Annotated in this window: 25 protein-coding genes and 1 other RNA gene; 10 read left to right on the top strand and 16 right to left on the bottom strand. The window is 62.0% G+C overall.

Features of this window, described 5'->3' with window-relative positions; all coding sequences use genetic code 11:
- Positions 1 to 170: 170 nt before the first annotated feature.
- Together rnpB and rsmI are read right to left on the bottom strand one after the other, a co-directional pair.
- An RNA gene (gene rnpB / locus THL1_RS05590) (RNase P RNA component class A) lies at positions 171 to 528 on the bottom strand.
- A gap of 40 nt (positions 529 to 568) precedes the next feature.
- Positions 569 to 1,441 (bottom strand): 16S rRNA (cytidine(1402)-2'-O)-methyltransferase, encoded by an 873-nt coding sequence (gene rsmI, locus THL1_RS05585; protein ID WP_069082330.1) that lies wholly within the window; start codon positions 1,439 to 1,441, stop codon positions 569 to 571.
- A gap of 120 nt (positions 1,442 to 1,561) precedes the next feature.
- Between rsmI and THL1_RS05580 the strand changes: the two genes are divergently transcribed.
- The 4 genes from THL1_RS05580 to THL1_RS05565 are packed head-to-tail and all read left to right on the top strand — an operon-like array spanning position 1,562 to position 4,887.
- Positions 1,562 to 3,373 (top strand): penicillin-binding protein activator, encoded by a 1,812-nt coding sequence (locus THL1_RS05580; RefSeq protein WP_069082329.1) that lies wholly within the window; start codon positions 1,562 to 1,564, stop codon positions 3,371 to 3,373.
- A complete protein-coding gene (locus THL1_RS05575; protein WP_069082328.1) occupies positions 3,370 to 3,738 on the top strand; it encodes a YraN family protein in 369 nt (122 codons plus the stop codon). Before THL1_RS05580 ends, THL1_RS05575 begins: the two co-directional genes overlap by 4 nt.
- A 28-nt stretch (positions 3,739 to 3,766) precedes the next feature.
- Entirely contained in the window at positions 3,767 to 4,360 is a 594-nt protein-coding gene (locus THL1_RS05570; protein ID WP_069082327.1) for a phosphoheptose isomerase, read from the top strand.
- Positions 4,357 to 4,887 (top strand): BON domain-containing protein, encoded by a 531-nt coding sequence (locus THL1_RS05565; RefSeq protein WP_069082326.1) that lies wholly within the window; start codon positions 4,357 to 4,359, stop codon positions 4,885 to 4,887. The genes THL1_RS05570 and THL1_RS05565 overlap by 4 nt, the downstream gene beginning before the upstream one ends.
- A gap of 47 nt (positions 4,888 to 4,934) precedes the next feature.
- On the opposite strand, the gene THL1_RS05560 is transcribed toward THL1_RS05565, so the two are convergent.
- The 7 genes from THL1_RS05560 to rplM all read right to left on the bottom strand — a co-directional run bounded on the left by THL1_RS05560 (position 4,935) and on the right by rplM (position 9,757).
- Entirely contained in the window at positions 4,935 to 5,363 is a 429-nt protein-coding gene (locus THL1_RS05560; protein WP_069082325.1) for a ClpXP protease specificity-enhancing factor, read from the bottom strand.
- A gap of 10 nt (positions 5,364 to 5,373) precedes the next feature.
- Positions 5,374 to 5,991 carry a glutathione S-transferase N-terminal domain-containing protein gene (locus THL1_RS05555; protein WP_069082324.1) on the bottom strand — a complete coding sequence of 206 codons (618 nt, stop codon included), beginning with the start codon at positions 5,989 to 5,991 and terminating at the stop codon, positions 5,374 to 5,376.
- An 88-nt stretch (positions 5,992 to 6,079) separates the two neighbouring features.
- Positions 6,080 to 6,862, bottom strand: a complete 783-nt coding sequence (locus THL1_RS05550; RefSeq protein ID WP_069082323.1) for a cytochrome c1 — start codon at positions 6,860 to 6,862, stop codon at positions 6,080 to 6,082.
- Positions 6,862 to 8,073 carry a cytochrome b gene (locus tag THL1_RS05545; RefSeq protein WP_069082322.1) on the bottom strand — a complete coding sequence of 404 codons (1,212 nt, stop codon included), beginning with the start codon at positions 8,071 to 8,073 and terminating at the stop codon, positions 6,862 to 6,864. Before THL1_RS05545 ends, THL1_RS05550 begins: the two co-directional genes overlap by 1 nt.
- On the bottom strand, positions 8,073 to 8,666 hold the full coding sequence (gene petA, locus THL1_RS05540) for a ubiquinol-cytochrome c reductase iron-sulfur subunit (RefSeq protein WP_069082321.1): 594 nt from the start codon (positions 8,664 to 8,666) through the stop codon (positions 8,073 to 8,075). Before petA ends, THL1_RS05545 begins: the two co-directional genes overlap by 1 nt.
- 254 nt (positions 8,667 to 8,920) lie before the next feature.
- On the bottom strand, positions 8,921 to 9,313 hold the full coding sequence (gene rpsI / locus THL1_RS05535; RefSeq protein WP_069082320.1) for a 30S ribosomal protein S9: 393 nt from the start codon (positions 9,311 to 9,313) through the stop codon (positions 8,921 to 8,923).
- A gap of 15 nt (positions 9,314 to 9,328) precedes the next feature.
- The gene (rplM, locus tag THL1_RS05530) at positions 9,329 to 9,757 is read right to left on the bottom strand and encodes a 50S ribosomal protein L13 (RefSeq protein ID WP_016490991.1); all 429 of its coding nucleotides are present in this window, start codon (positions 9,755 to 9,757) and stop codon (positions 9,329 to 9,331) included.
- Positions 9,758 to 10,032: 275 nt separating this feature from the next.
- Here rplM and THL1_RS05525 point away from each other — a divergent pair, with 275 nt between their 5' ends.
- Together THL1_RS05525 and THL1_RS05520 are read left to right on the top strand one after the other, a co-directional pair.
- Positions 10,033 to 11,070, top strand: coding sequence for an NADP(H)-dependent aldo-keto reductase (locus tag THL1_RS05525; RefSeq protein ID WP_069082319.1), 1,038 nt, complete (start codon positions 10,033 to 10,035; stop codon positions 11,068 to 11,070).
- A 99-nt stretch (positions 11,071 to 11,169) separates the two neighbouring features.
- The gene (locus THL1_RS05520) at positions 11,170 to 12,033 is read left to right on the top strand and encodes a transposase (RefSeq protein ID WP_069082318.1); all 864 of its coding nucleotides are present in this window, start codon (positions 11,170 to 11,172) and stop codon (positions 12,031 to 12,033) included.
- 128 nt (positions 12,034 to 12,161) lie between these two features.
- Here THL1_RS05520 and THL1_RS05515 read toward each other — a convergent pair whose 3' ends face one another.
- A complete protein-coding gene (locus tag THL1_RS05515; protein ID WP_069082317.1) occupies positions 12,162 to 13,301 on the bottom strand; it encodes an acyl-CoA dehydrogenase family protein in 1,140 nt (379 codons plus the stop codon).
- A 250-nt stretch (positions 13,302 to 13,551) separates the two neighbouring features.
- Here THL1_RS05515 and THL1_RS05510 point away from each other — a divergent pair, with 250 nt between their 5' ends.
- Positions 13,552 to 14,451, top strand: a complete 900-nt coding sequence (locus THL1_RS05510; RefSeq protein ID WP_162493745.1) for a GlxA family transcriptional regulator — start codon at positions 13,552 to 13,554, stop codon at positions 14,449 to 14,451.
- Positions 14,452 to 14,708: 257 nt separating this feature from the next.
- On the top strand, positions 14,709 to 15,674 hold the full coding sequence (locus THL1_RS05505) for a hypothetical protein (protein WP_069082315.1): 966 nt from the start codon (positions 14,709 to 14,711) through the stop codon (positions 15,672 to 15,674).
- 58 nt (positions 15,675 to 15,732) lie between these two features.
- On the opposite strand, the gene zapE is transcribed toward THL1_RS05505, so the two are convergent.
- The 3 genes from zapE to THL1_RS05490 form a co-directional block, all read right to left on the bottom strand.
- Complete coding sequence (gene zapE, locus THL1_RS05500) at positions 15,733 to 16,827, bottom strand: cell division protein ZapE (protein ID WP_069082314.1); 1,095 nt, start codon at positions 16,825 to 16,827, stop codon at positions 15,733 to 15,735.
- Between the two features lie 144 nt (positions 16,828 to 16,971).
- Complete coding sequence (locus THL1_RS05495; RefSeq protein ID WP_069082313.1) at positions 16,972 to 18,321, bottom strand: tryptophan--tRNA ligase; 1,350 nt, start codon at positions 18,319 to 18,321, stop codon at positions 16,972 to 16,974.
- A 29-nt stretch (positions 18,322 to 18,350) separates the two neighbouring features.
- On the bottom strand, positions 18,351 to 18,974 hold the full coding sequence (locus THL1_RS05490; protein WP_069086420.1) for an alpha/beta hydrolase: 624 nt from the start codon (positions 18,972 to 18,974) through the stop codon (positions 18,351 to 18,353).
- 132 nt (positions 18,975 to 19,106) lie between these two features.
- On the opposite strand from THL1_RS05490, the gene THL1_RS05485 reads away from it, so the two are divergent.
- Entirely contained in the window at positions 19,107 to 19,547 is a 441-nt protein-coding gene (locus THL1_RS05485; protein WP_069082312.1) for a YhcB family protein, read from the top strand.
- A 90-nt stretch (positions 19,548 to 19,637) separates the two neighbouring features.
- On the opposite strand, the gene cysN is transcribed toward THL1_RS05485, so the two are convergent.
- From cysN to THL1_RS05470, 3 genes are all read right to left on the bottom strand, one after another.
- Positions 19,638 to 21,539, bottom strand: a complete 1,902-nt coding sequence (gene cysN / locus THL1_RS05480; RefSeq protein WP_069082311.1) for a sulfate adenylyltransferase subunit CysN — start codon at positions 21,537 to 21,539, stop codon at positions 19,638 to 19,640.
- A 12-nt stretch (positions 21,540 to 21,551) separates the two neighbouring features.
- The gene (gene cysD / locus THL1_RS05475) at positions 21,552 to 22,469 is read right to left on the bottom strand and encodes a sulfate adenylyltransferase subunit CysD (protein ID WP_069082310.1); all 918 of its coding nucleotides are present in this window, start codon (positions 22,467 to 22,469) and stop codon (positions 21,552 to 21,554) included.
- Between the two features lie 148 nt (positions 22,470 to 22,617).
- Positions 22,618 to 23,376, bottom strand: coding sequence for a Nif3-like dinuclear metal center hexameric protein (locus tag THL1_RS05470; RefSeq protein WP_069082309.1), 759 nt, complete (start codon positions 23,374 to 23,376; stop codon positions 22,618 to 22,620).
- 112 nt (positions 23,377 to 23,488) lie between these two features.
- Here THL1_RS05470 and algW point away from each other — a divergent pair, with 112 nt between their 5' ends.
- The gene (gene algW / locus THL1_RS05465; protein WP_069082308.1) at positions 23,489 to 24,640 is read left to right on the top strand and encodes a Do family serine endopeptidase AlgW; all 1,152 of its coding nucleotides are present in this window, start codon (positions 23,489 to 23,491) and stop codon (positions 24,638 to 24,640) included.
- Positions 24,641 to 24,688: the final 48 nt, after the last annotated feature.

Raw genomic sequence — 24,688 nt, 5'->3', positions numbered from 1 at the left:
GGGTTTAGGAGGGTTTTGGACGGATTTCCGGGGGCAAAGAAGGAGCAAAATCCAACACTTACAGGAAGCTGGACTTCGAACTTAAAGTGAATTGTTAAGAGTAAGATCTTTTCGGTATTTCGACGAAGGGAAGAGAGCACAGAAGTGCTAAAGCGGAAGGAAGAGAAGAAGCAGAGAGTCGATCTGTAAGCCGGGTTCTGTCGAGGACAGTCATTCATCTACGGCTGCCATCACTGACAGCCTTTAGCAACCTACCCGAATCCGACGCGGGCCACGCCATGGATTCCTATTTGGTCTTGCTCCGAGTGGGGTTTGCCTAGCCACGAACTGTTACCAGTCGCGCGGTGCGCTCTTACCGCACCTTTTCACCCTTACCGGCGCTTGCGCGCTTAGGCGGTTATTTTCTGTGGCACTTTCCGTAGGCTTGCGCCTCCCAGGCGTTACCTGGCACTCCGCCCTATGGAGCCCGGACTTTCCTCCCTCCCATACCGACGAACGATATGAGACAGCGACTGTCCGATCGACTCTCCGCCGACAAGGTTAACGGCAGGCGCCCTCAAGAACAAGCTCAGGAATCACCCTGGCGCTCGAGCGCCGCCTGATAGAGCAGGTTCTTGCGCACTCCCGTGATCTCTGCCGCCAGCGCAGCAGCACGCTTGAGTGGCATTTCGCCCAGAAGCAGATCGAGCACTCGCAAGGCGTCCGCACTCAGGGCACCCTCGCCTTCCGGCGCCTGCCAACCTCCCACCAGCACCACACACTCACCTCGCTGCTGGTTGGCGTCAGCCGCCACCCATCCACACAACTCATCCAGAGGCGCCCCCTTGAGGGTCTCGAACGTTTTGGTCAACTCGCGCGCCAGCACTGCCGCCCGATCACCGCCAAAAACGCCGCGCATATCCTCGAGAGACTCCAGCAATCGGTGTGGCGCCTCATAGAAGATGAGTGTGCGGGGCTCTTCCTTTATGTCGTCCAGGCGTCCCCGACGAGCAGTAGCCTTGGCCGGCAGGAAGCCCTCGAAGATAAAACGGTCCGACGGCAATCCCGCAGCCGACAGCGCTGCAATCAATGCACAGGCGCCCGGCACCGGCACGACCGCAATACCAGCGGCACGCGCCTGACGAACGAGGTGATATCCCGGATCGGAAATCAGCGGCGTGCCGGCATCGGAAATCAGCGCCACGTCATCCCCCGCCTGCAGCCGCGAGAGGAAGCGCCCGCCCTGATCGCGCTCATTGTGTTCATGACAGGCTGCAAGCGGTGTTTCGATGCCGAAATGCTGCAACAGGCGCACAGAGTGCCGCGTGTCCTCCGCGGCGATCAGGGCAACGTGCTTCAGCACCCGAAGCGCCCTGACACTGATGTCATCCAGGTTGCCGATAGGTGTTGCGACCACATAAAGCGTGCCGGGAGCGCTGCCGCTGGCGGTGGAAAGAGTCACAAGGCACCTCGGAAAATACTGAAAGCGCGCATTGTATCCCGATTCACCGACCCGACATCGCGCCCCAACCGGGGCTTGGGTACAATCGCGCCTTTCTTTCACGAGTATCGGGACCGATAAATGATCGCTTGCCTGCGTCCGTTCTCCGCCCTCTGCCTCGCCGGCCTGCTGGCTGCCTGCGCCAGCTCGCCTTCGTCCAGCCTTGGCGAACTGCCCCGCACGCCCCAGGCCAGCATCGAGCAGCTGCTGCAACAAGCCAGCGAAGCCAAGCCGGAAGAGGCCACCCTGCTGCGCCTGTCCGCAGCCGACCTCGCCTACAAGCAACAGGATATCGGCCGTTCGGCACGCATCCTCGAGCAGATCCCGTTTGAGACGCTGAAACCCGCTCAACAGGTCTTCGCCGGCACCCTGGCCGCCGAACTGGCCATGGCCCGCAACCAGCCCAAGAGCGCCCTCAAATCCTTGAGCAACCCAAGCCTGGAGCGCCTCGCCGAACTGCCGGTGGATCAGCAGGTGCGCACGCAACTGGTACGCGCCCGCGCCCTGGAAGCAGACGGCCAGACGCTCGCCGCAGCCCGCGAGCGCGCCTTCATCGCCCCACTGCTGAGCGGCGAAGCCGCCAACAACAATCACGAAGCCATCTGGGCGCTGGTTTCCGGCATGCCGCTGGATCAGTTGCAAGGTGGCGGCGACAAGGACCTGGCCGGCTGGCTGGAGCTGGCTCGATTGACCAAGACATCCTCCACGCTGGAGCAACAGCAGGCCGCCATCGATAACTGGCGCGCACAGAACCCTGACCACCCGGCCGCCAAGCAACTGCCGCAGCCCCTGACCAAACTGAAGGAAATTGCCGGCCAGCCGCTGACCAGGATCGCCCTGCTGCTGCCGCAGGAAGGCCAACTGGCGTCCGTCTCCCGAGCGCTGCGCGATGGCTTCCTCGCCGCCCACTACCAGGCCAAGCAGTCCGGCCAGGCGCAACCGAGCATCGATATCTACGACAGTTCCAAGCTGACCTCCATCGACGACTTCTACCGCCAGGCCCAGGCGGATGGCGTGCAACTGGTGGTCGGCCCGCTCGAGAAACCGCTGGTCAAGCAGCTTAGCGCTCGCGAGCAACTGCCCATTACGACCCTCGCCCTGAACTACAGCGACTCCGGCCAGGAATCTCCAGCCCAGCTCTTCCAGTTCGGCCTTGCCGCCGAGGACGAGGCCCGTGAAGCGGCACGCCGCGCCTGGGCCGATGGCATGCGCAGCGCCGTTGCCCTGGTGCCCCGCGGAGAATGGGGGGATCGCGTACTGCGCGCATTCCAGCAGAGCTGGCAAGCCGAAGGTGGCCGCCTGATTGCCGCCGAGCACGTGGACCAGCCAGTCGCCTTGGCGCAGCAAATCGCCGACCTCTTCCAGCTCCGCCAGAGCGAAGCTCGCGCCAAGCGCCTGCAGAGCACTCTGGGCGTCGCCGTGGCAGCTCAGCCCGCCCGCCGCCAGGATGTCGACTTCATCTTCCTCGCTGCCACGCCGCAGCAGGCCCAGCAGATCAAGCCGACCCTGGCCTTCCAGTACGCCGGTGACGTGCCGGTATACGCCACCTCCCACCTGTACTCCGCGAGTAACGATCCGGCCCAGTACCAGGACCTCAACGGCATCCGTTTCTGCGAAACGCCCTGGCTGCTGAACAGCGACGACCCGCTGCGTCAACAGGTCGGCAGCCAGTGGCCGCAGGCCGGTGGCAGCCTGGGCCGCCTCTACGCCATGGGCGCCGACGCCTACCGCCTTGCGCCGCGCCTGGCACAACTCAAGGCACTGCCGGAAACCCAGGTAGATGGTCTCTCCGGCCGCCTTAGCCTCAACCCGGCGCGCCGTGTCGAGCGTCAGCTGCCCTGGGCGGAGTTCCGCAACGGCCAGGTCCAGCGCCTGAAAGACAGCGACTCTTGAGTGACAGACGAGCACGCGGACAAGCGGCGGAAGCCCTTGCCCGCGCTCACCTCGAAGCAAACGGGCTGCGTTTGTTGTCCCAGAACTGGCTGTGCCGACGCGGCGAGCTCGATCTGGTCATGCTCGACGGCGATACAGTAGTATTCGCCGAAGTCCGCTACCGACGTCATGCCGGCTGGGGCGGCGCACTCGAGAGCGTCGACGCCCGCAAGCGAGAAAAACTGGCATACGCCGCCCAGCAGTTCCTTCAGCAGGAATCCCGCTGGGCAAGATACCCTTGTCGATTTGATGTGATTGCCGTCGATGCAATGGACGGCGATTCACCCCCGCGACTGACCTGGCTGAAGAATGCCTTCGACACCTGATCGGTCGCCCCACTGAAGGTCTTACCCGATGGACATGCAACCCCGTATCCGCCAACTCTTCCAGGCCAGCATCGACACCAAGCTGCAGGCCATGGAACTGCTGGCCCCGCACATCGAGCACGGCAGCATGGTGATGGTCCACGCGCTGCTCAATGAGGGCAAGATCCTGTCCTGCGGCAACGGCGGCTCGGCCGGCGACGCCCAGCACTTCTCCTCAGAACTGCTCAACCGCTTCGAACGCGAGCGCCCGAGCCTGCCGGCGATCGCACTGACCACCGACAGCTCGACCATCACCTCCATCGCTAACGACTACAGCTACAACGAAGTCTTTTCCAAGCAGATCCGCGCACTTGGCCAGCCGGGCGACGTGTTGCTGGCCATCTCCACCAGCGGCAACTCGGCCAACGTGATCCAGGCAATCCAGGCCGCCCACGACCGCGAGATGGTAGTCGTCGCCCTGACCGGTCGAGACGGTGGCGGCATGGCGTCGCTGCTGCTTCCGGAGGATGTTGAGATTCGCGTCCCCTCCAAGATCACCGCGCGCATCCAGGAAGTCCACCTGCTGAGCATCCATTGCCTCTGCGACCTGATCGACCGTCAATTGTTTGGGAGTGAAGAATGACCCGTTCCCCCCTGATCCTCGCCGGCCTCGCCCTCTGCCTTGCACTGGCAGGCTGCGGCGGCCGCACTGTCGGCAAGACCATCGACGACCAGTCCACGCCGTCCAAGGTACGCGCCAAGGTCGAAGCCGCCAGCCCCGACCTGAAGACCAACTCGCACGTCGTGGTCGCCAGCTACAACGGCGTAGTGCTGCTCGCTGGCCAGACGCCACGCGCAGACCTCAAGGAATTGGCCGGCCAGGCTGCCCAGACAGCCCAGGGCGTACGCCGCGTCCACAACGAACTGCAGGTACTACCGCCATCCACCACCCTGGCACGCATGAACGACAGCACGATCACCACCAAGATCACGACTCAGCTACTGGCGGACAGCAAGGTTCCCAGCTCGCAGATCAAGGTTATCACTGAGAATGGCATCGTCTATCTGCTGGGCCTGGTAACTCGCCAGGAAGCTCAACTGGCCACCAGCATCGTGCAGGGCGTATCGGGCGTACAGAAGATCGTTCGTCTCTTCGAATACACCAACTGACCCTGGCGACAGGCACAAAAAAGGCGATCCGAGGATCGCCTTTTTCATTACTTCACCACTTTCAGGCTGGGCCGCCCAGCGGGTCGCGAGGGCTCTCCTCCCGAACTCGGCGGTTCGCCACCAGAAGGACCGTCATCCTCCGGCTCGGGATCATCACCCGGCAACGGCGGCTCAAGATCAAAGACCATTCCCTGGCCGTTCTCTCGGGCGTAGATAGCCATGACCGCAGCCGAAGGGATATAGAGAGTGTGGGCGACCCCACCGAAACGCCCTTCGAAACTCACTGCCTCGTTGTCCATGTGCAGGTGGCGCACGGCACTGGGCGAAACATTGAGCACGATCTGGCCATCATTGGCGTACCCGGCCGGCACCCGAACATCGGCGTGTTCGGCATTTACCAGCAGGTGCGGGGTGCAGTTGTTGTCGACGATCCACTCGTAGAGCGCGCGAACCAGATAGGGACGGCTGGAATTCATCTTGGTCTCCTCAACGCATATCGCGCTCGACGGCGGACAGACTGGACTGGAATGCATCGCGCGCAAACGCTCGCTCCATATAGTCCAGTAGCGGCTTGGCCGGCCGAGGCAGCTCGATACCTAGCACCGGAAGGCGCCAGAGAATCGGCAGCAGGCAGCAGTCCACCAGGCTGAGATCTTCGCTCAGAAAGTAGGGTTTGTCCGCAAACAAAGGGGATACCCCCGTGAGACTCTCACGCAACTCCTTGCGAGCCTGAGCCTTGTCGGCATCCTTGCTGCGCGGATCGAGAATGCGATCCACCAGGCTGCACCAATCGCGCTGCACCCGATGAATCAGCAGACGACTATTGGCGCGCGCCACCGGATAAACCGGCAAGAGCGGTGGGTGCGGATAGCGCTCTTCCAGGTACTCCATCACCACAGTCGACTCATAAAGCACCAAGTCACGATCAACCAGTGTCGGCACACTGCCGTAAGGATTGACCTCGGCCAGCTTGGGCGGGCAACGGCCCGGCTCGACATTGATGATCTCGGCAGCGATCCCCTTCTCGGCGAGCACGATGCGCACGCGATGGGAGTAGTGATCGGCAGGGTCGGAGTAACAGGCCAGCCTATTGGTGACGGCCATTGCGCCCTCCTCGCTTGGGATTATTCAGGGGCAGAAAGACGCGCGCGCCCAATAGGGGCGCGCGCTTATACAGCGGTGCTGCAGTCTATCAGTGCACGTCCTTCCAGTACTCGCGCTTGAGCAAGTAGGCGAACACGAAGAAGAAGGCCAGATACAGCAGGACGTAGGTCCCGATGCGCTGGCTTTCCAACTTGACCGGGTTAGCCGAGTAGGCGAGGAAGGTCACCAGGTTCTGGACCTTCTCGTCGAACTCAGCTTCGGTCAGTTTGCCAGTCTTCGGCAGCACGGTCAGCTGATCGCAAGCCTCGTGGGTCAGCGGAGCGCCGGTCAGCGGGTCGAACTGCTTCTTGCCGCCCTCCACCACTTGAACCTGCTTGCAGCCAATAACCTGACGGCCCTGCAGGCTGACCAGGACGTTCGGCATACCGACGTTCGGGAAGACCTTGTTGTTCACGCCCCACGGACGCGCAGGATCTTCATAGAACGCACGCAGGTAGCTGTACAGCCAGTCGGTGCCACGCACACGAGCGACAAGGGTCAGGTCCGGCGGAGCAGCACCGAACCACACCTTGGCGTCGCTGGGCTGCATGCCGATCTTCATGTGATCGCCGATCTTGGCGCCAGTGAGGACCAGGTTTTCCAGCATCAGCTCTTCAGGAATGCCCAGGTCCTTGCCTACGCGCTCGTAGCGCTGGAACTTGGCGCTGTGGCAGCCCATGCAGTAGTTCGCGAAGGTACGCGCGCCATCCTGCATGGCAGCCTTGTCGGTCAGGTCGATGTCGACCTTGTCCAGATGTACTCCACTACCGCCAGCCGCGAAGGAAAGAGCCGGCAGTGCAGCGATAACAAATGCAGCAAATAGCTTTTTCATCAGCCTGTCACCCTTTCCGGTACCGGTTTGGTTTTTTCCATCCTTGTGTAGAACGGCATCAGGATGAAGTACGCGAAGTACAGGGTGGTGCAGACCTGGGACAGCAGCGTACGACCCGGAGTCGGAGCCAGAACGCCCAGCACGCCCAGGATGATGAAGGAGATGCAGAACACCAGCAGCCAGATCTTGCTCAGCCAGCCCTTGTAGCGCATGGACTTCACCGGGCTACGGTCCAGCCACGGCAGCACGAACAGCACGGCAATGGCAGCACCCATGGCGATTACGCCGAGGAGCTTGTCCGGTACTGCGCGGAGAATCGCGTAGAACGGAGTGAAGTACCAAACCGGTGCGATGTGTTCAGGGGTCTTGAACGGGTTGGCCTGTTCAAAGTTCGGCTTCTCGAGGAAGTACCCACCCATTTCCGGGAAGAAGAACACTACGAAGCAGAACACGAAGAGGAACACGACTACGCCGACGATGTCTTTCACGGAGTAGTAGGGGTGGAAGGCAATGCCATCCAGCGGAATGCCGTTCTCGTCCTTCTTCTTCTTGATGTCCACGCCGTCCGGGTTGTTTGAACCCACCTCGTGCAGCGCCAGGATGTGTAGCACGACCAGGCCAAGCAGGACGATCGGCAGGGCGATCACGTGCAGGGCGAAGAAGCGGTTCAGGGTGATACCGGAGATCAGGTAGTCACCGCGGATCCACTGGGTCAGGTCTTCGCCGACCACCGGAATCGCGCCGAACAGCGAGATGATCACCTGGGCACCCCAGTAGGACATCTGGCCCCAGGGCAGCAGGTAGCCCATGAAGGCCTCGGCCATCAGGGCGAGGTAGATCAGCATGCCGAAGATCCACACCAGCTCGCGCGGCTTCTGGTAGGAGCCGTAAAGCAGGCCGCGGAACATGTGCAGATAGACCACGACGAAGAACGCCGAAGCACCCGTGGAGTGCAGGTAGCGGATGATCCAGCCGTACTCCACGTCGCGCATGATGTACTCAACGGACGCGAAGGCTTCTTCGGCAGACGGAGTGAAGCTCATGGTCAGCCAGATACCGGTGAGGATCTGATTGACCAGTACCAGCAGTGCCAGCGAACCGAAGAAGTAGAAGAAGTTGAAGTTCTTCGGGGCGTAGTACTTGCTCAGATGGTCTTCCCACATCTTGGTCGCAGGGAAGCGCGCATCGACCCATTCCATGAATTTGCTCATCAGGCCTTCTCCTGGTCCACACCGACGACGATGACGTCATCCGACTCGTACGAATACGGCGGCACCGGCAGGTTCAGAGGCGCGGGTTGCGCCTTGTAGACACGACCGGCGAGGTCGTAACGGGAGCCGTGGCAGGGGCAGAAGTAACCACCGGTCCACTCGGCGCCCAGGTCAGCCGGGGCAACTTCCGGACGGAAGGACGGCGAGCAGCCCAGGTGGGTGCAGATGCCGACCAGTACCAGGATTTCCGGCTTGATCGAGCGACTGACCGGATCGACGTAGGTCGGCTGTACCGAAACCTTGGACTCCGGGTCTGCCATGCGATCGCTGATCTTGCCGAGGCCGGCGAGGATCTCCTCGGTACGACGCACGATGAACACCGGCTGACCGCGCCATTCGGCGATGATCTGCTGGCCTGCCTCGACCTTGCTTATATTCACCTTGACCGGTGCACCCGCGGCCTTGGCCTTGGCACTGGGCAGCCATGACCCCACGAACGGGACCGCAGCCCCCACCGCTCCCGCCGCACCGACCACGGACGTGGCCGCTACGAGGAAGCGACGCCGGCCTGCATTCACGCCGTCATTGCTCATTCAGTCGTCTCCCATCAGCTTCTGTGGCCTGTTGTTCAGGCCTCTACTAAGTAAAAAATCGAGCCGCGCAAAAAATTCGCCAAATGGTAAAGAAAACCCCCTTTCCTGACAAGGTAATAGCCGGATACAAATAGGCCACAAGCCTTGATTGGCGGGGGATTCGCGACTGCGACAAGCTGTCGCAGGGCATATCTTTCTGCGCATAAAAAAACGCCCAGCTCCGAAGAAACTGGGCGTTTTTTGCAAGCGTTGAGTTAACGCTTGGAGTACTGCGGACGCTTACGCGCTTTACGCAGACCGACCTTCTTACGTTCAACTTCGCGAGCATCGCGAGTCACGTAGCCGGCCTTACGCAGCGAGCTGCGCAGAGTCTCGTCGTATTCGATCAGAGCGCGGGTGATGCCGTGGCGGATCGCGCCCGCCTGACCGCTTACACCACCGCCAACGACGGTGACGTAGATATCGAACTTCTCGACAGTCTCGGTCAGCTCCAGCGGCTGACGCACGACCATGCGAGCGGTTTCGCGGCCGAAGAAAGTATCCAGGCTGCGGTTGTTGATGGAGATCTTGCCAGTGCCCGGGCGCAGGAAGACGCGAGCGGTAGCAGTCTTACGACGGCCGGTGCCGTAGTTTTGAGTAGCCGACATAATCAACTTATCCCGTTAAATCTTCAGTTCTTGGGGCTGCTGAGCGGTGTGCGGGTGAACAGCACCCTTGTACACCTTCAGCTTGCGATACATGTCGCGGCCCAGCGGGTTTTTCGGCAGCATGCCTTTAACCGCGGTCTCGATCACGCGCTCAGGGGCCTTGGCGATCAGCTTCTCGAAGTTGATCTCCTTGATGCCACCCGGGAAGCCGGAGTGAGAGTAGTACATCTTGTCGGTGGTCTTGGCACCGGTCACACGAACCTGCTCGGCATTGATGACGACGATGTAGTCACCGGTATCAACGTGCGGAGTGTATTCCGGCTTGTGCTTGCCACGCAGACGGCTGGCAATTTCGGTGGCCAGACGACCCAGGGTCTGACCTGCAGCGTCGACGACGTACCAGTCGCGCTTAACAGTTTCCGGTTTTGCAGTAAAAGTCTTCATTCGCTATAGCCTCAGGGGCCGCCCTGAAAATTAGACGGCGGATCTTACTGAATAGTGCTCGCCCTGACAAGGTCAGAGACAGCCGGAAACAGACGCTATCGGGGGCTCGGGTCAGCGCGTCCGCTACGGCAAGGGTTGTTCGGCAGGCTAGGCATCCCCGCCTTCCTTCTCTGCAGGCTAGGCATCCCCACAAAGAAAGCCGCGGAATTATGCCGATTGCAGGAAAAAATTCAACCTGATTTCATGCATCCTTTACAAAAACGCAGGAGGCAGCGATGGAATACCGCCAACTTGGCCGCACCGACCTCAAAGTCAGCAGCCTTTGCCTGGGCACCATGACCTGGGGCGAGCAGAACACCGAGTCGGAAGCCTTCGCCCAGATCGAACGCGCCAAAGGCTACGGCATCAATTTCATGGACACGGCGGAGATGTACCCGGTACCGCCCCGCGCGGAAACCTACAGCGCCACCGAAACCATCATAGGCAACTGGTTCGCCAAGCATCGCGACCGTGCCGACTGGGTCCTGGCGAGTAAGGTGGCCGGCCCGGGGAATGGCATCAGCCATATCCGCGGCGGCAACCTCAAACACAATCGCCAGCACATCACCACCGCGCTGGATGCCAGCCTCAAACGCCTTCAGACCGACTGGATCGACCTCTACCAACTGCACTGGCCCGAGCGCAGCACCAATTTCTTCGGCCAGCTCGGTTATCAGCACAAGGAAGAAGATTTCACGCCGCTTCAGGAAACCCTCGAAGTGCTCGGCGAGCAGGTCAAGGGGGGCAAGATCCGCCACATCGGCCTGTCCAACGAAACGCCCTGGGGCACCATGAAATTCCTCCAGCTCGCCGATCAGCTCGGCCTGCCGCGCGCCGTCTCCATCCAGAACCCCTACAACCTGCTCAACCGCAGCTTTGAGGTGGGCCTGGCAGAAGTGGCAATGCGCGAGCAATGCGGTCTGCTGGCCTACTCGCCGATGGCCTTTGGCATGCTTTCCGGCAAGTACGAGAATGGCGCACACCCGGCCCATGCGCGGATCACCCTGTTCAGCCGCTTCACCCGCTACACCAATCCGCAATCCCGCTCGGCCTGCTCGCGCTATGTGCAACTGGCCCGCGAGCACGGCCTGGATCCGGCACAAATGGCGCTGGCGTTCGTCACCGCGCAACCCTTCGTGACCAGCAACATCATCGGCGCCACGTCGATGGAGCAGCTCGAATCGAATCTGCGCAGCACGGAGCTGAAACTCTCGGAGGGCGTGCTGGACGCGATCGCCGCCATCCACAAGGACCAGCCGAACCCGGCACCTTGAAAGCGCGGAAGCCCGGCACTTCAGACTGTGTGAAAACCTAGCAGTCCGCTGTCGAGATGAAGACAATGCCCGTATTGATCGATACGGGCATTGTCGTTTATGGGCTACATCCAGGGCGAGGGGCGCCAGCAGAGCAGCCTGTTTCCACCGACGCTGGACGAACTGGTTCCCGAGGACCATCTGGTGCGGGTGATCGAGGCCTATGTGGCCCGATTGGATTTGCAGGCCTTGGGCTTCAGCAAGGCGCAACCGCAGAAGACCGGTCGTCCGCCCTACGACCCGGCGGACCTGCTCAAGCTCTACCTGTACGGCTACTTTCAGCGCATTCGCTCCTCGCGGCGGCTGGAGGCCGAGTGCCAGCGCAATGTCGAGGTCATGTGGCTGTTGGGCCGGTTGGCGCCGGACTTCAAGGCCATCGCCGATTTTCACAAGGACAATGGCGCGGCCTTCCAGGCGCGTGACGACGCGGGCATCACTGCGTTTGTGCCGCCGAATCGGGGCGTCAACAACCAGGGCGGCGACACGCCGCTGTTTGACCGCGAGGCCTTTACCTGCGACGCGGCAAGCGACCGGTACCAGTGCCCGGCGGGCCAGTGGCTGCCGCTCAAGCAGGTGAGCGGTACGCAGCGCATTTACGCGGCCCGAACCGATTGCAGCGCCTGCCCGTTGCAGCCGCAGTGCACGAAAGCCAAGCGCCGGTACCTTACCCGCCATGCTCATGAAGCGGCTTTGGCGCGCATGCAGCAGCGGATGCAGGTGCGGCCGGAGATGATGGTCAGGCGCCGAGCCATCGTCGAACACCCCTTCGGCAACCTGAAGCAGTGGATCCTGGGCAATGGCCGCTTCCTGCTGCGCCAGTTGCACGGTGCCAGCACGGAAATGGCCTTGGCAGTGCAAGCCTATAACCTGAAACGAGCCATTCAGGTACTCGGTGCTGGTCGGTTGATCGAGTTGATGGACTGAGCCCGCGTTGCGCTTTCCTTTACCCCTGAAACGGCAACGCCCCGAACCAGTCGGGGCGTTGCTTTGGCCTCACATCAGGGCGTTTTCACACGACCTGACTTGCCGGGCTTCCTGCATTCATCGCGATATCAAACCAGCGAGCGGGCAATGATTTCCTTCATGATCTCGTTGGTCCCTGCGTAGATTCGCTGCACCCGGGCATCCGCCCAGGCCCGCGCAACCGCGTATTCCCACATGAATCCGTAACCGCCGTGCAGCTGGACGCATTCGTCCAGCACCTTGCACTGCAGATCCGTGCCCCAGTACTTGAGCATCGCCGCGGTCGGCACATCGAGCTTGCCATTGAGGTGCAGCTCCAGGCACCGATCGACGAATACGCGACCGATCTGGATCTCCGTGGCCATCTCGGCCAGCTTGAAGCGCGTGTTCTGGAACTCGGCCACGGACTTCCCGAACGCCTTGCGTTCACGGGTGTAGTCCAGCGTCCAGCTCAGCGCCGCCTCGGCCGAAGCCAGGGCGCCGATACCCACCGTCAGGCGTTCCTGAGGCAGCTCCTGCATCAGATAGGCGAAGCCCATTCCCGCCTGCCCCAACAGGTTCGCCTTGGGCACACGCACATCCTGGAAGAACAGCTCGGAGGTGTCCTGGGCCTTCATGCCCACTTTCTCCAGGCGCTTGCCCTTGGCGAAGCCCGGTGTGCTCGCTTCGACCAGGAACAGGCTAGTGCCTTTGGCGCCGGCCTTCGGGTCGGTTTTCGCCACCACAATCACCAGATCCGCCAGGAAACCGTTGGTGATGAAGGTCTTGGAACCGTTGATGACGTAGTCGTCGCCATCCAGTACAGCGGTGGTCTTCACGCCCTGCAGGTCAGAGCCGGCGCCGGGCTCGGTCATGGCAATGGCGGTCACCAGTTCACCGCTGACCAGTTTGGGCAGGTACTTCTGCTTCTGCGCTTCGGAACCGTAATGAAGGATGTAGGGCGCGACGATGTCGGAATGCAGGGAGAAACCGATGCCAGTCAGGCCCAGACGGCCGATTTCTTCGATCACCACCGCGCTGTACAGGAAGTCAGCCCCCATGCCGCCATATTCTTCCGGAACGTGCGAACACAGCATCCCGGCCTCACCCGCCTTGTTCCACAGGGCGCGGTCGATGTGGCCGTCCTTCTCCCATTGGTGGTGGTAAGGCACGGCTTCCTGCTCGAGGAACTTGCGTACGCTGTCGCGGAAGAGTTCGTGATCGGAGCTGAACAGGGTTCTCGGAATCATGGCATCACCTTGGAGTGGCACTGTGTTCGGGCAGGGTTCAGAGGCCACCGACTCTAGGCCAGTCCACCACCTCGCCATACTAGACACTTAGGACAAAAAATAAGACGATCCAGCCGCAGAATGACCGCTTTCCCCTAATAAGAACAACTCCATGAGCAATCCGCACTCCCCCAGCCTTCGACAGGTCAGCATCCTGGCCATCGACGGTGTCTTCGCCTCCACCTTGATGCAAGCCAAGGACTTTTTCCATATGGCCAGCCTGCGCTTCGGCAAGCTGCAGGGCCAGGGCCTCACCCCCGCATTCGAAACACACCTGGTCAGCCCGGACGGACGGCCAGTCGGCAGCTTCAGCGAAGTACGCGTCCCTGTCGACGGTCCGCTGGACGCTGCGGAAATCATCATCATCCCCGCCTTCTGGGGCGACTTCGATGCCCTGCTCGCCCGTTATCCACAGGTCTGCGAATGGCTACGGGTACGCCACGCCGCAGGCAGCGTCATCTGCGGCGAGGCCACCGGAGTGTTCTGGATTGCCCAGGCAGGCCTGCTGGACGGCAAGGAAGCAACCACCTACTGGCGCTTCTTCCGCGAATTCGCCGAGCGCTTCCCCAACGTGCTGCTGAACCAGGACAAACACCTTTCGGACGCCGACAACCTCTATTGCGCGGGCGGCGTAACCTCGGCCTGCGACCTCTACATCTACCTGATCGAGCGCTTCTGCGGTGCAGGCATCGCCCAGGCGGTGGCCCGCGACATCCTCTATGAGGTGCAACGCAGCTACACGCCCGGTCGCATAGGCTTCGGCGGGCAGAAGCTCCATCAGGACATGACCATCCTGCAGATCCAGCAATGGCTGGAAGAACACTTCGCCGACAAATTCCGCTTCGAAGACGTGGCCCGCGACCACGGCATGAGCATCCGCAACTTCATGCGGCGCTTCCAGGCCGCCACCGGCGACAAGCCCCTGCACTACCTGCAGCGGTTACGCATTGAAACGGCCAAAGGGCTGCTCTCCGCCACCCGCAAGAGCATCAAGACCATCAGTTACGAAGTGGGCTACGACGACGCCAGTTTCTTCGCCCGACTGTTTCGACAGCACACCCAGCTCTCACCGAACCAGTACCGGCGCCAGTACCAGCAGAAAGGCGAGTGAGAACTGCTGCGCTCGGCCATGCTGTGTTGGAAACAGCCTCAGAGTGCTCATTTACAGCTCGTAAACTGCGCCTCTTCGGCTGTTTCCGCCTTGCCTGGCCTTCGCTCGCGACGTTTTCACGTTAGTTGCGGCGCCATCCCAAGGATGGGTTGGCCGGCGGCTATGGCGACCTATGATCGGCGCATGCCCGAACGGGACGCCCCGAGCCCGCGCCATCCCCCGCGCGGAAGGACAACAACAAGAAAAGGTCCACTGCCATGCGCCACTACCTGCTTGCCCTTCTGGTCGCCTGCAGCCTCACCGCTGCCGCGGACGACAACTGGAAGCCCTTCCCTTACGACAAGGCCGCCTACGACTACTCCGGCGACAAGCTACGCGAAGCGTGGCCGCGCCTGACGCGTGGTTTCGGAGCGAACTACCCCTATCCTGACGCCGACTGGGTGGTGACCATGGCCACCCGGTACCCCAAGGCCCTCGAACTGACCGTGACCGGCAACACTGGCTTCACCGGCAAGCCTGAAGAAGCCGAAGCCTATGCCGCCAGGCTGCAGGATGTCTGGCGGCTAATGTTCCGTGGAGACTTTGCCGAAGCCAGGAAACAGGGCCTGGAACTGGGTGTCGGCGGCCAGGTGCCGGCAATGTTCGCCCAGGTGGTCTACGCCATGTTCCTGGTACCGGACCAGGCCGAGAAACACCGCCTGCTCGAAGAAGTGATCCGCTACACCGACGAGGCCGGCGAACTGGTCAAGGCCGACGTGGTCGCCCAGTTCGGCCGTGCTTACGCCAAGGCCCGCCTGGGCGAGGAGCTACCGGTACCAGTGGTGCTCAAGCGCGGCTACACCAGCCAGATCCCCGAGGAGCTGGACGCCCTGCTCGCCAAACAGCCGCAGCAGCCCTTCGCCCTTGCCCTCTACGGTGGCTACGAAGCCGGCGTGATCCGCAAGGTCGGCAAGCTGGTGGGCAAGATGACCTATGGGGTCAGCCCGGACAAGATGGAGCAGTACTTCGCGCGCTCCTTCAAGGCCACCAGCGACCTGCCCATTGGCCACTACGAATATGCCAACGCCCTGGAATACGTGTACGGCGAGGACGAGGAAGCCAAGGCGCTGGAGCACCTGAGGAAAGCCGTGGCGATCAAACCGATCAATGCCATGGAGGCACTGGAAATAGCCCATGCGCAGAAGCTGTTGAAGCAGCAGGAACACAAGGTCGCGCAGAACTAAGCGCCCACATGGAAACGAAAAAGGCTGCCCTCGGGCAGCCTTTTTTGTCGTGCAAAACTCAGGGCTTGTGCGGCCGCGAGAGGAACTCGTGGGACTGCATCTCCAACAGACGGCTCAGCGTGCGCTGGAACTCGAAGTTCAGGCGGCCACCGGAGTACAGATCCTTCAACTCCACCTCGGCGGAAATGATCAGCTTCACGTTGCGGTCGTAGAACTCATCCACCAGGTTGATGAAGCGCCGCGCCATGTCGTCCTTGGCCACGCCCATCTGCTCGACATTGGCGAGGATCACTGCGTGGAAGATCTTGCCCAGTTCGATGTAATCATTCTGGCTACGCGGGCCGTCGCAGAGTTCGCGGAACTCGAACCAGGCAACGTCTTCGCAGACACGCACCGCGCGGATCTCGCGGTTTTCGATCATCAGCGCTTCATTTTCCTGCGCCATGGTGCAGTCCGGCAGCAAGCTCTTGAAGCTGCGGCTCAGGCTGGCCTCGGCCTCGGCGTCCAGCGGGAAGTGGAACAGCTCGGCCTGCTCAAGTGCACGCAGGCGGTAATCCACGCCGCTGTCGACGTTGACGATGTCCGTGTGCTCCTTGAGCAGCGCGATGGCCGGCAGGAAGCGGGCACGTTGCAGACCGTCCTTGTAGAGGCCATCCGGAACGATGTTGGAGGTCGCCACAAGGCTCACGCCGTTCTTGAACAGCTCTTCCAGCAGCGTGGCCAGGATCATGGCGTCAGTGATGTCGGAGACGAAGAATTCGTCGAAGCAGATCACCCGCGCCTCGTCGGCGAAACGCTTGCCGATGATGGTCAACGGGTTCTTCTCGCCCTTGAGGGTCTTCATCTCCTCATGGACGCGCTTCATGAAGCGGTGGAAGTGGGTACGCATCTTCTGCTTGAACGGCAGTGCGTCGTAGAAGGTATCCACCAGGTAGGTCTTGCCGCGACCTACGCCACCCCAGAAGTAAAGGCCCTTCACCGGACCCTGACGCTTCTTGCCAAACAGGCTGCCCAGCAAACCGGGTTTGCTGCGGTCGTCGGCGATCAGGTCGTCATACAGTCGCTGCAAGTGGCGAACAGCAGTTTCCTGCGCGGCATCGTGGAAAAAATCCGGCCGCTTGAGATCGGCCTGGTAGCGCTCGAGGGGAGTCATGATCGGTAGCAAGGCAACGAAAAACGGGGCGGGTACTTTAGGGTCAGTTGCCGTTCCGACGCAAGCGCGCGAAACGGCAACTGACCCTATGACCTGCCCCGTGGATTGGCAATCAGCCAGCAATGCCGGTCGCTGGAATGAACGTTATTCCTGGGGTGCGAGGGCTGTGTAAAGGCGCTGGATGGCCGCGTCGCGGGAAGCATCATCGGCAAAGGCCGGGCTGGTCGCCACCTGTTCGTCGTCGAGCCAGAGGCCAAAGGCTTCACCTTCGACACGCAGATCCAGCTCATCCCCGGACTGCAGGCGCTTGCTGACCTGGCCCGCAGACTTGCCGTCAGCAAAGGAGCGGGACAGCAGCAATTGCTCGCCCTCGGCATCCAGCAGGCGGAAGCGGAAGCTGCCGTCTTCGTCACGGAAGCTGACGAAACGAGCGCTCTTGGCTGCCTTCTTCGCCTTGGCCTCGCCACCCGTCTGCGCGGCCGCGCGGAAGGAACGCAGGCCCACCGCCTCACGCAACTCATTGAGGAAGGGGGTCGCGATCTTGCGGGCCTTGGCGGCGCCAGCAAGGAGAATGTCTTCCAGGTCGGACGGACGCTCGATCAGGGCGTGATAACGCTCGCGGGCCTCGCCCAGCTCGTTGTCGAGCAACTGGAACAGACGCTGCTTGGCCTCCCCCCAGGCCAGGCCGGCCAGCAGCTCGGCACGGAACTCGGCGAGCTGCGCCGGAGTCGCGAAGGCCTGATAAAGCGTGAAGAGGTGGGAGTTGTCCGGGTCCTTCGGCTCACCGGGCGCACGCGAATCGGTGACGATGCGTGCGATCGCGTCCTTCAGTTGCCTGGCACTGCCGAACAGAGGAATGGTGTTGTCGTAGCTCTTGGACATCTTGCGGCCATCGAGGCCGGGCAGGGTCGCCACTTCTTCCTCGATCACCGCTTCAGGCAGGGTGAAATACTCGCGACCGGCGCCGAACAGGTGGTTGAAACGCTGGCCAATATCGCGCGCCATCTCCACATGCTGGATCTGGTCGCGCCCTACCGGCACCTTGTGGGCGTTGAACATCAGGATGTCTGCAGCCATCAGCACGGGGTAGCTGTACAGGCCCATGGTGACGCCGGCGTCCGGGTCTTCACCATTTTCCAGGTTCTTGTCCACCGAGGCCTTGTAGGCGTGGGCGCGGTTCAGCAGCCCCTTGGCACTGACACAGGTCAGCAGCCAGGTCAGCTCGGGAATTTCGGGAATGTCGGACTGGCGGTAGAAGGTCGCCTTGTCGGCATCCAGACCGCAGGCCAGCCAGGTGGCGGCAATCTCCAGGCGCGAACGCTGGATGCGAACCGGGTCGTCGCACTTGATCAGCGCGTGGTAGTCGGCCAGGAAGTAGAAAGAGTCGACGTCGCTGGCGCGGCTGGCAACGATGGCCGGGCGAATGGCGCCTGCGTAGTTGCCAAGGTGCGGCGTGCCGGTGGTGGTAATGCCGGTAAGGATACGAGTGCTCATGGTGTTCGCTTGTCAGAGTTCGTTCGGAATCAGAGACGCGGCAGGACCAGGTCCTTGAGATCGGTCAGCTTGCCGTGGAAGAAGTGCCCGCATTCTGCCACTTTCAGCAGCTCATGGGGGCGTGCGAGGCCCGCGGACCAGTCATACACCGCCTGGGGCGGCACGACTTCATCGGTGTCGGGCTGGATCACGGTCAGCTCACCGCCCTCGGGCAGCGGGTTGTCGGCAGTCATGCGCATCACTGCCGGCGCCACCATGAACAGGCGAGGCACGTCGACGCCCTCGCGCTCCAGTCGGCCAGCCAGGCTGGCAGCTACGAAGCCGCCAAAGGAAAAACCGAGCAGGGTCAGCGGCAGCTCCGGGTGTTGAGCGCAGAACCAGCGGGCCGCGGCTTCGGCGTCATCCACTTCGCCAGTGCCCATGTCATGGCTGCCGGCACTGGCGCCGACGCCCCGGTAATTGAAGCGCAGCGTGCTGTAACCCGCGTCTCGGGCCGTACGTTGCAGGGTGGAAACCACTTTGTTGAGCATGGTGCCGCCTTGCACCGGATTGGGATGGCAGATCAGCGCCAGGCCCCTGGCCTCAGGCAGATCAAGGTGCAGCGCCTCGAGCTGGCCGCAGGGACCGTCGAGCAGAAGAGGGTTTTCGCGGATCAACTAGGGAAACTCCGTGACCCCATGCCGGGTCGACTCGTCTTGGATTAGCACAACAGGGCTTGCGTCGCGGTATACAGCGCGGATTCGAGCCGTTAACGTAAAGCAAAGCCGCTTATAGAGGAAGGACTCGTGGAACAGTCGCTCACCGTCTGGTTGTTACCAGCCTTCGCCCTGCTCGCCGGTATCGGTATCGGTTTCCTGATCGCCCGGATCGTGCCCAACGCGGCCCCGAACCGGACGCAGCGTCAGCTGGATGATCTGCAGGAACGATTCGATACCTACCAGAGCGAGGTGGTCACCCACTTCAACACTACCGCCAGCCTGGTGAAGAAGCTCACCCAGAGCTACCAGGAAGTGCAGGAGCACCTCTCTGAAGGTGCCAATCGCCTGGCCCTGGACGAACTGACCCGCCAGCGCCTGCTGGCTGCCCTGCACGCTGACGAAGCCGCCAGCCCGCGCGAGCGCCTGACCCCGCCGAAGAGCAACGAAGCACCCAAGGATTACGCGCCCAAGTCTCCGGATGCTCCGGGTACCCTGGACGAAACCTTTGGCCTGAAAGGCAAATACTGAAACCACCATGGCTGGCCGGGCAAGCTGCCGGCCTTGCTGGAAACCAACAAAAAGCCCCGCGAATGCGGGGCTCTTTGTTTGGGCAGTTGCTTAGATCGCGCCGCGAGAACGCAGCAGCTCCAGCACCCGCTTCACACCCTCTTCCACATCGATGGACTGGGTATCGATCACCAGGTCCGCATCCAGCGGGATGTCATACGGGAAGGACTCACCGGGGATGTTGTCCTGACCGGCAGCGTACAGGCCCTGCGGGTCACGCTCGCGGCATGCCTGGGGTGATGCCTGAACGTAGACGGTGATCAGGCGGTCGGCACCGATCAGCGCCCTGGCCTGCTCGCGACCTTCGGCATCTGGAGCCACGAACGCGGCCAGGGTCAGCAGGCCGGCTTCGTTGAACTGACGCGCGACGTGAGCCGCGCGGCGCCAGTTCTCGGTGCGCCCGACACGATCCTGCGGCAGCCCCTTGTTCAGGTCGTGACGCAGGTTCTGGCCATCCAGCACATAGACGGCACGCCCCATGTCGAACAGCTTGCGCTCCACGGCATAGGCCAGGGTGCTCTTGCCGGCGCCGGAAAGGCCGCTGAACAGCACGGTCGCCGGCTGCTGGCCGAAGCGCGCGGAACGCTCCTCGCGGGATACGTGAGCCTGCTTGCCATGATGGCCATCGACGTTTCGGCCGGCTTGCGGGTCGGCGATGATCATGCCGGCACCAACGGTGCCATTGGTCAAACGGTCGATGACGATGAAGGCACCGGTGGTGCGGTTCTGCTCGTAGCCGTCGAGGGCAACGGGCGCATCCAGGCTGATCTTGACCTTGGCAATCTCGTTCAGCTGCAGGCTGCTGGCCGCAGTCTCCTCAAGAGTGTTCACGTCCACCTTGTGCGCAATGCTCGGGATGGAGCCCGGCACATAGCTGGTCGCGCGCTTGATGTCGTACTTCTTGCCCGGAAGCATGGGTTCCTCGGCCATCCACACCAGCATGGCGTCGAAGCTGTCGGTCACAACGGGACGGTTGTCGGCATGCACCAGCATGTCGCCGCGAGACACGTCGATCTCGTCTTCCAGGGTCAGGGTAATGGCCTGACCGGGACCGGCCTGCTCCAGTTCGCCTTCGTAGGTGACGATGGACTTGACCCGACTGCCCTTGCCGGACGGCAGGGCCACCACATCGTCACCCTTGCGCACGATGCCGCTGGCAAGGGTGCCGGCGAAGCCGCGGAAGTTCAGGTTAGGACGGTTCACGTACTGCACCGGGAAGCGCATATCGGAGACATTGCGGTCGCCGGCGATTTCCACGGTTTCAAGGATTTCCATGAGCGACTGACCGGTGTACCAGGGCGAGCGCTCGCTCTTGTTCACCACGTTGTCGCCCTTCAGGGCCGACATCGGCACGAAGTGGATCGAGGTGGGGTTGAGCTTGATGCGTTCGGCAAACTGCAGGTAGTCGGCCTTGATGCTCTCGAACACGCCTTGGTCGAAGTCTTTCAGGTCCATCTTGTTGATGGCGACGACGATGTGTTTGATACCCAGCAAGGAGGCGATGTAACTGTGCCGGCGGGTCTGGGTCTGAACACCGTAACGAGCGTCGACCAGGATGATGGCCAGGTCGCAGGTGGACGCGCCGGTGGCCATGTTGCGGGTGTACTGCTCATGGCCGGGGGTGTCGGCGATGATGAATTTGCGCTTGGCGGTGCTGAAGTAGCGGTACGCCACGTCGATGGTGATGCCTTGCTCGCGCTCGGCCTGCAGGCCGTCCACCAGCAGCGCCAGATCGACGTCATCGCCGGTGGTGCCGACTTTCTTGGAGTCGCGGGTAATGGCTTCCAGGTGATCTTCATAGATCATCTTGGAGTCGTGCAGCAGGCGCCCGATCAGGGTGCTCTTGCCGTCGTCGACGTTGCCGCACGTGAGGAAGCGCAGCAGTTCCTTGCGTTCGTGCTGGGCCAGGTAGGCGAGGATGTCCTCGCTGATCAGATCGGATTGGTGGCTCATGGTACGGAATCCTTAGAAATAGCCCTGACGTTTCTTCTCTTCCATCGAGCCGGCGGCATCGTGGTCGATGACCCGCCCCTGGCGTTCGGAAGTGCGGGTCAGGAGCATTTCCTGGATGATTTCCGGCAGCGTCGTGGCAGTGGATTCCACCGCACCGGTGAGCGGGTAGCAGCCCAGGGTGCGGAAACGCACCATGCGCTTCTCGATACGTGCTTTCTCTTCGTCGGAGAGATGCTCAAGGATGCGTTCGTCGTCGATCATGATCAGCGTGCCGTTCTTCTCGATGACTTCGCGCTCGGCGGCGAAGTACAGCGGGACGATCGGGATCTGTTCCAGATAGATGTACTGCCAGATGTCCAGTTCGGTCCAGTTGGACAGCGGGAAGACACGGATCGACTCGCCCTTCTTCACCTTGCCGTTGTAGACGTTCCAAAGCTCGGGACGCTGGTTCTTCGGGTCCCAGCGGTGTTTGCTGTCGCGGAAGGAGTAGACGCGCTCCTTGGCGCGGGACTTCTCCTCGTCACGACGAGCACCGCCGAAGGCCGCATCGAAACCGTACTTGTCGAGCGCCTGCTTGAGGCCCTCGGTCTTCATCACGTCAGTGTGCTTGGCACTGCCATGGGTGAAGGGGTTGATGCCCTGGGCGACGCCTTCCGGGTTGACGTGGGTGATCAGGTCCAGGCCCATCTCGGCGACCATCTTGTCGCGGAAGCTGTACATCTCCTGGAACTTCCAGCGAGTGTCGACGTGCATGACCGGAAACGGCAGCTTGCCGGGGAAGAACGCCTTGCGCGCCAGATGCAGCATGACGGCAGAGTCTTTACCGATGGAGTAGAGCATCACCGGGTTGTCGAATTCGGCGGCCACTTCACGAATGATGTGGATGCTCTCCGCCTCCAGCTGTTTCAGGTGCGTCAGTTTATCGAGCATGGCTACTCACGAAGGTCTTTCTGATACGACGGCCGGCGGGCCGTGGACGAGCCGGCACTCTAACACAGCCCCTCATTCTATTGAGGGACCTGTTTAGAACGAAACAATCTAGCGATATGCCGACCGGATAGATGCGCCCGGCCCCGTCTCACACGGGGTTCGGGCAGTCGATGAAGAGGTGCTCCAGCGCGAATCGGCGGGCCAGGTAGTCACCCAGTGCCTGCACCCCATAGCGCTCTGTCGCGTGGTGGCCGGCAGCGATGAAGCTGATGCCATTCTCCCTCGCACTGTGGAAGGTCTGCTCCGAGGCCTCCCCCGTCAGATAGAGGTCGACGCCCGCCGCGATGGCCGTGTCGATGTAGCCCTGACCACCACCGGTACACCAGCCGATCCGGCTAATCATCCGGTCGCCCTCGACGAGCAGCGGCTCGCGCCCCAGGACCTCACGCACGCGGCGAGCGAAATCGGTGGCGCTCATGGGCTCGGCCAGCGCGCCGATCAGGCCCACGGTACGCGGATTGTCCGGCTCCAGTGGGCCTTCGACGATGATATCCAGCTGACGCGCCAGCTGCACGTTGTTGCCCACGTCAGGATGGACGTCCAGCGGCAAGTGGTAGGCCAGCAGGCTGACGTCGTTGGCCAGCAAGGTTTTCAGGCGTTTTTGCTTCATGCCCACGACGCAGGGGTTCTCGCCCTTCCAGAAGTAACCATGATGCACCAGCACCACGTCCGCCTCGACCTCGATCGCAGCGTCCAGGAGCGCCTGGCTGGCGGTGACGCCGGTGACGATCCGGCTGACCTGGGGACGCCCTTCGACCTGCAGGCCATTGGGGCAGTAATCCTGGATGCGCGCAGCATTCAGATAGCGGTCGGCTTCGTCCACCAGAGTGTTCAGGGCAATGGCCATGGCGTTCCTCACAAGCTGTTGCGGACGACTCGTTTTTAACGGGCGCCCTCGTATAATGGCGCCACCTTAAGGGGCACCCCTGCCCCTCGCAACCCTCAGGATTCCCCCCTCGATGCTCAAGGCCCTGCGATTTATCGGCTGGCCCCTGATTGTCGGCGTGCTCGTGGCACTGCTGATTATCCAGCAATACCCTGAATGGGTCGGCCTGCCCGGCCAGGAGGTGCACCTGCAGGAAGCGCCCAAGTTCAACTTCACCCGCCAAGGCCCAGACTCCTACGCCGACGCGGTCACCAGCGCATCGCCTGCGGTGGCCAACCTCTATACGACCAAGATGGTGAGCAAGCCGGCTCATCCGTTGTTCGAAGACCCGCAATTCCGCCGCTTCTTCGGAGACAACCTGCCGCGCCAGCGACGCATGGAGTCCAGCCTTGGCTCGGCGGTGATCATGAGCCCCGAAGGCTATCTGCTGACCAACAACCACGTGACCGCCGGTGCCGACCAGATCGTGGTCGCCCTCAAGGACGGCCGCGAGACCTTGGCGCGCCTCGTCGGTAGTGATCCGGAAACCGACCTGGCCGTGCTGAAGATCGACCTCAAGGACCTGCCCCCGATCACGCTCGGCCGCTCGGACAACATCCGCATCGGCGACGTCGCCCTCGCCATCGGCAACCCGTTCGGCGTCGGCCAGACCGTGACCATGGGCATCATCAGTGCCACCGGCCGCAACCAGTTGGGCCTGAACACTTACGAAGACTTCATCCAGACCGACGCCGCGATCAACCCCGGCAACTCTGGTGGTGCCCTGGTGGATGCCAGCGGCAATCTAATCGGCATCAACACCGCGATCTTCTCCAAGTCAGGTGGCTCCCAGGGCATCGGCTTCGCGATCCCGGTCAAGCTCGCGCTGGAAGTGATGAAGGCGATCATCGAGCACGGCCAGGTCATTCGTGGCTGGCTCGGTATCGAAGTACAACCGCTGACGCCAGAGTTGGCCGAATCCTTCGGCCTGGTAGGTCGCCCCGGCATCGTGGTCGCCGGCATCTATCGCGACAGCCCGGCCCAGCGCGCCGCATTGCAGCCCGGTGACATCATTCTCAGCATCGACGGAGAACCGGCCGGCGATGGCCGTCGCTCGATGAACCAGGTCGCCCGCGCCCGCCCAGGCGAAAAGGTCAGCATCCAGGTGATGCGCAACGGCCAGGAGCTGGCACTGACCGCCGAGGTCGGCGTTCGCCCGCCGCCCAGTAGCAACGGCGGTAGCTGATCGACGATGACGGCGCCTTCGGGCGCCGTTTTCTTTTCCACAATCGAG

Origin of the sequence: Pseudomonas sp. TCU-HL1 (genome assembly GCF_001708505.1) — a bacterium.
In the GTDB taxonomy this organism is placed as follows: domain Bacteria; phylum Pseudomonadota; class Gammaproteobacteria; order Pseudomonadales; family Pseudomonadaceae; genus Metapseudomonas.
This window is presented reverse-complemented; position numbering and strand designations above follow the sequence as displayed.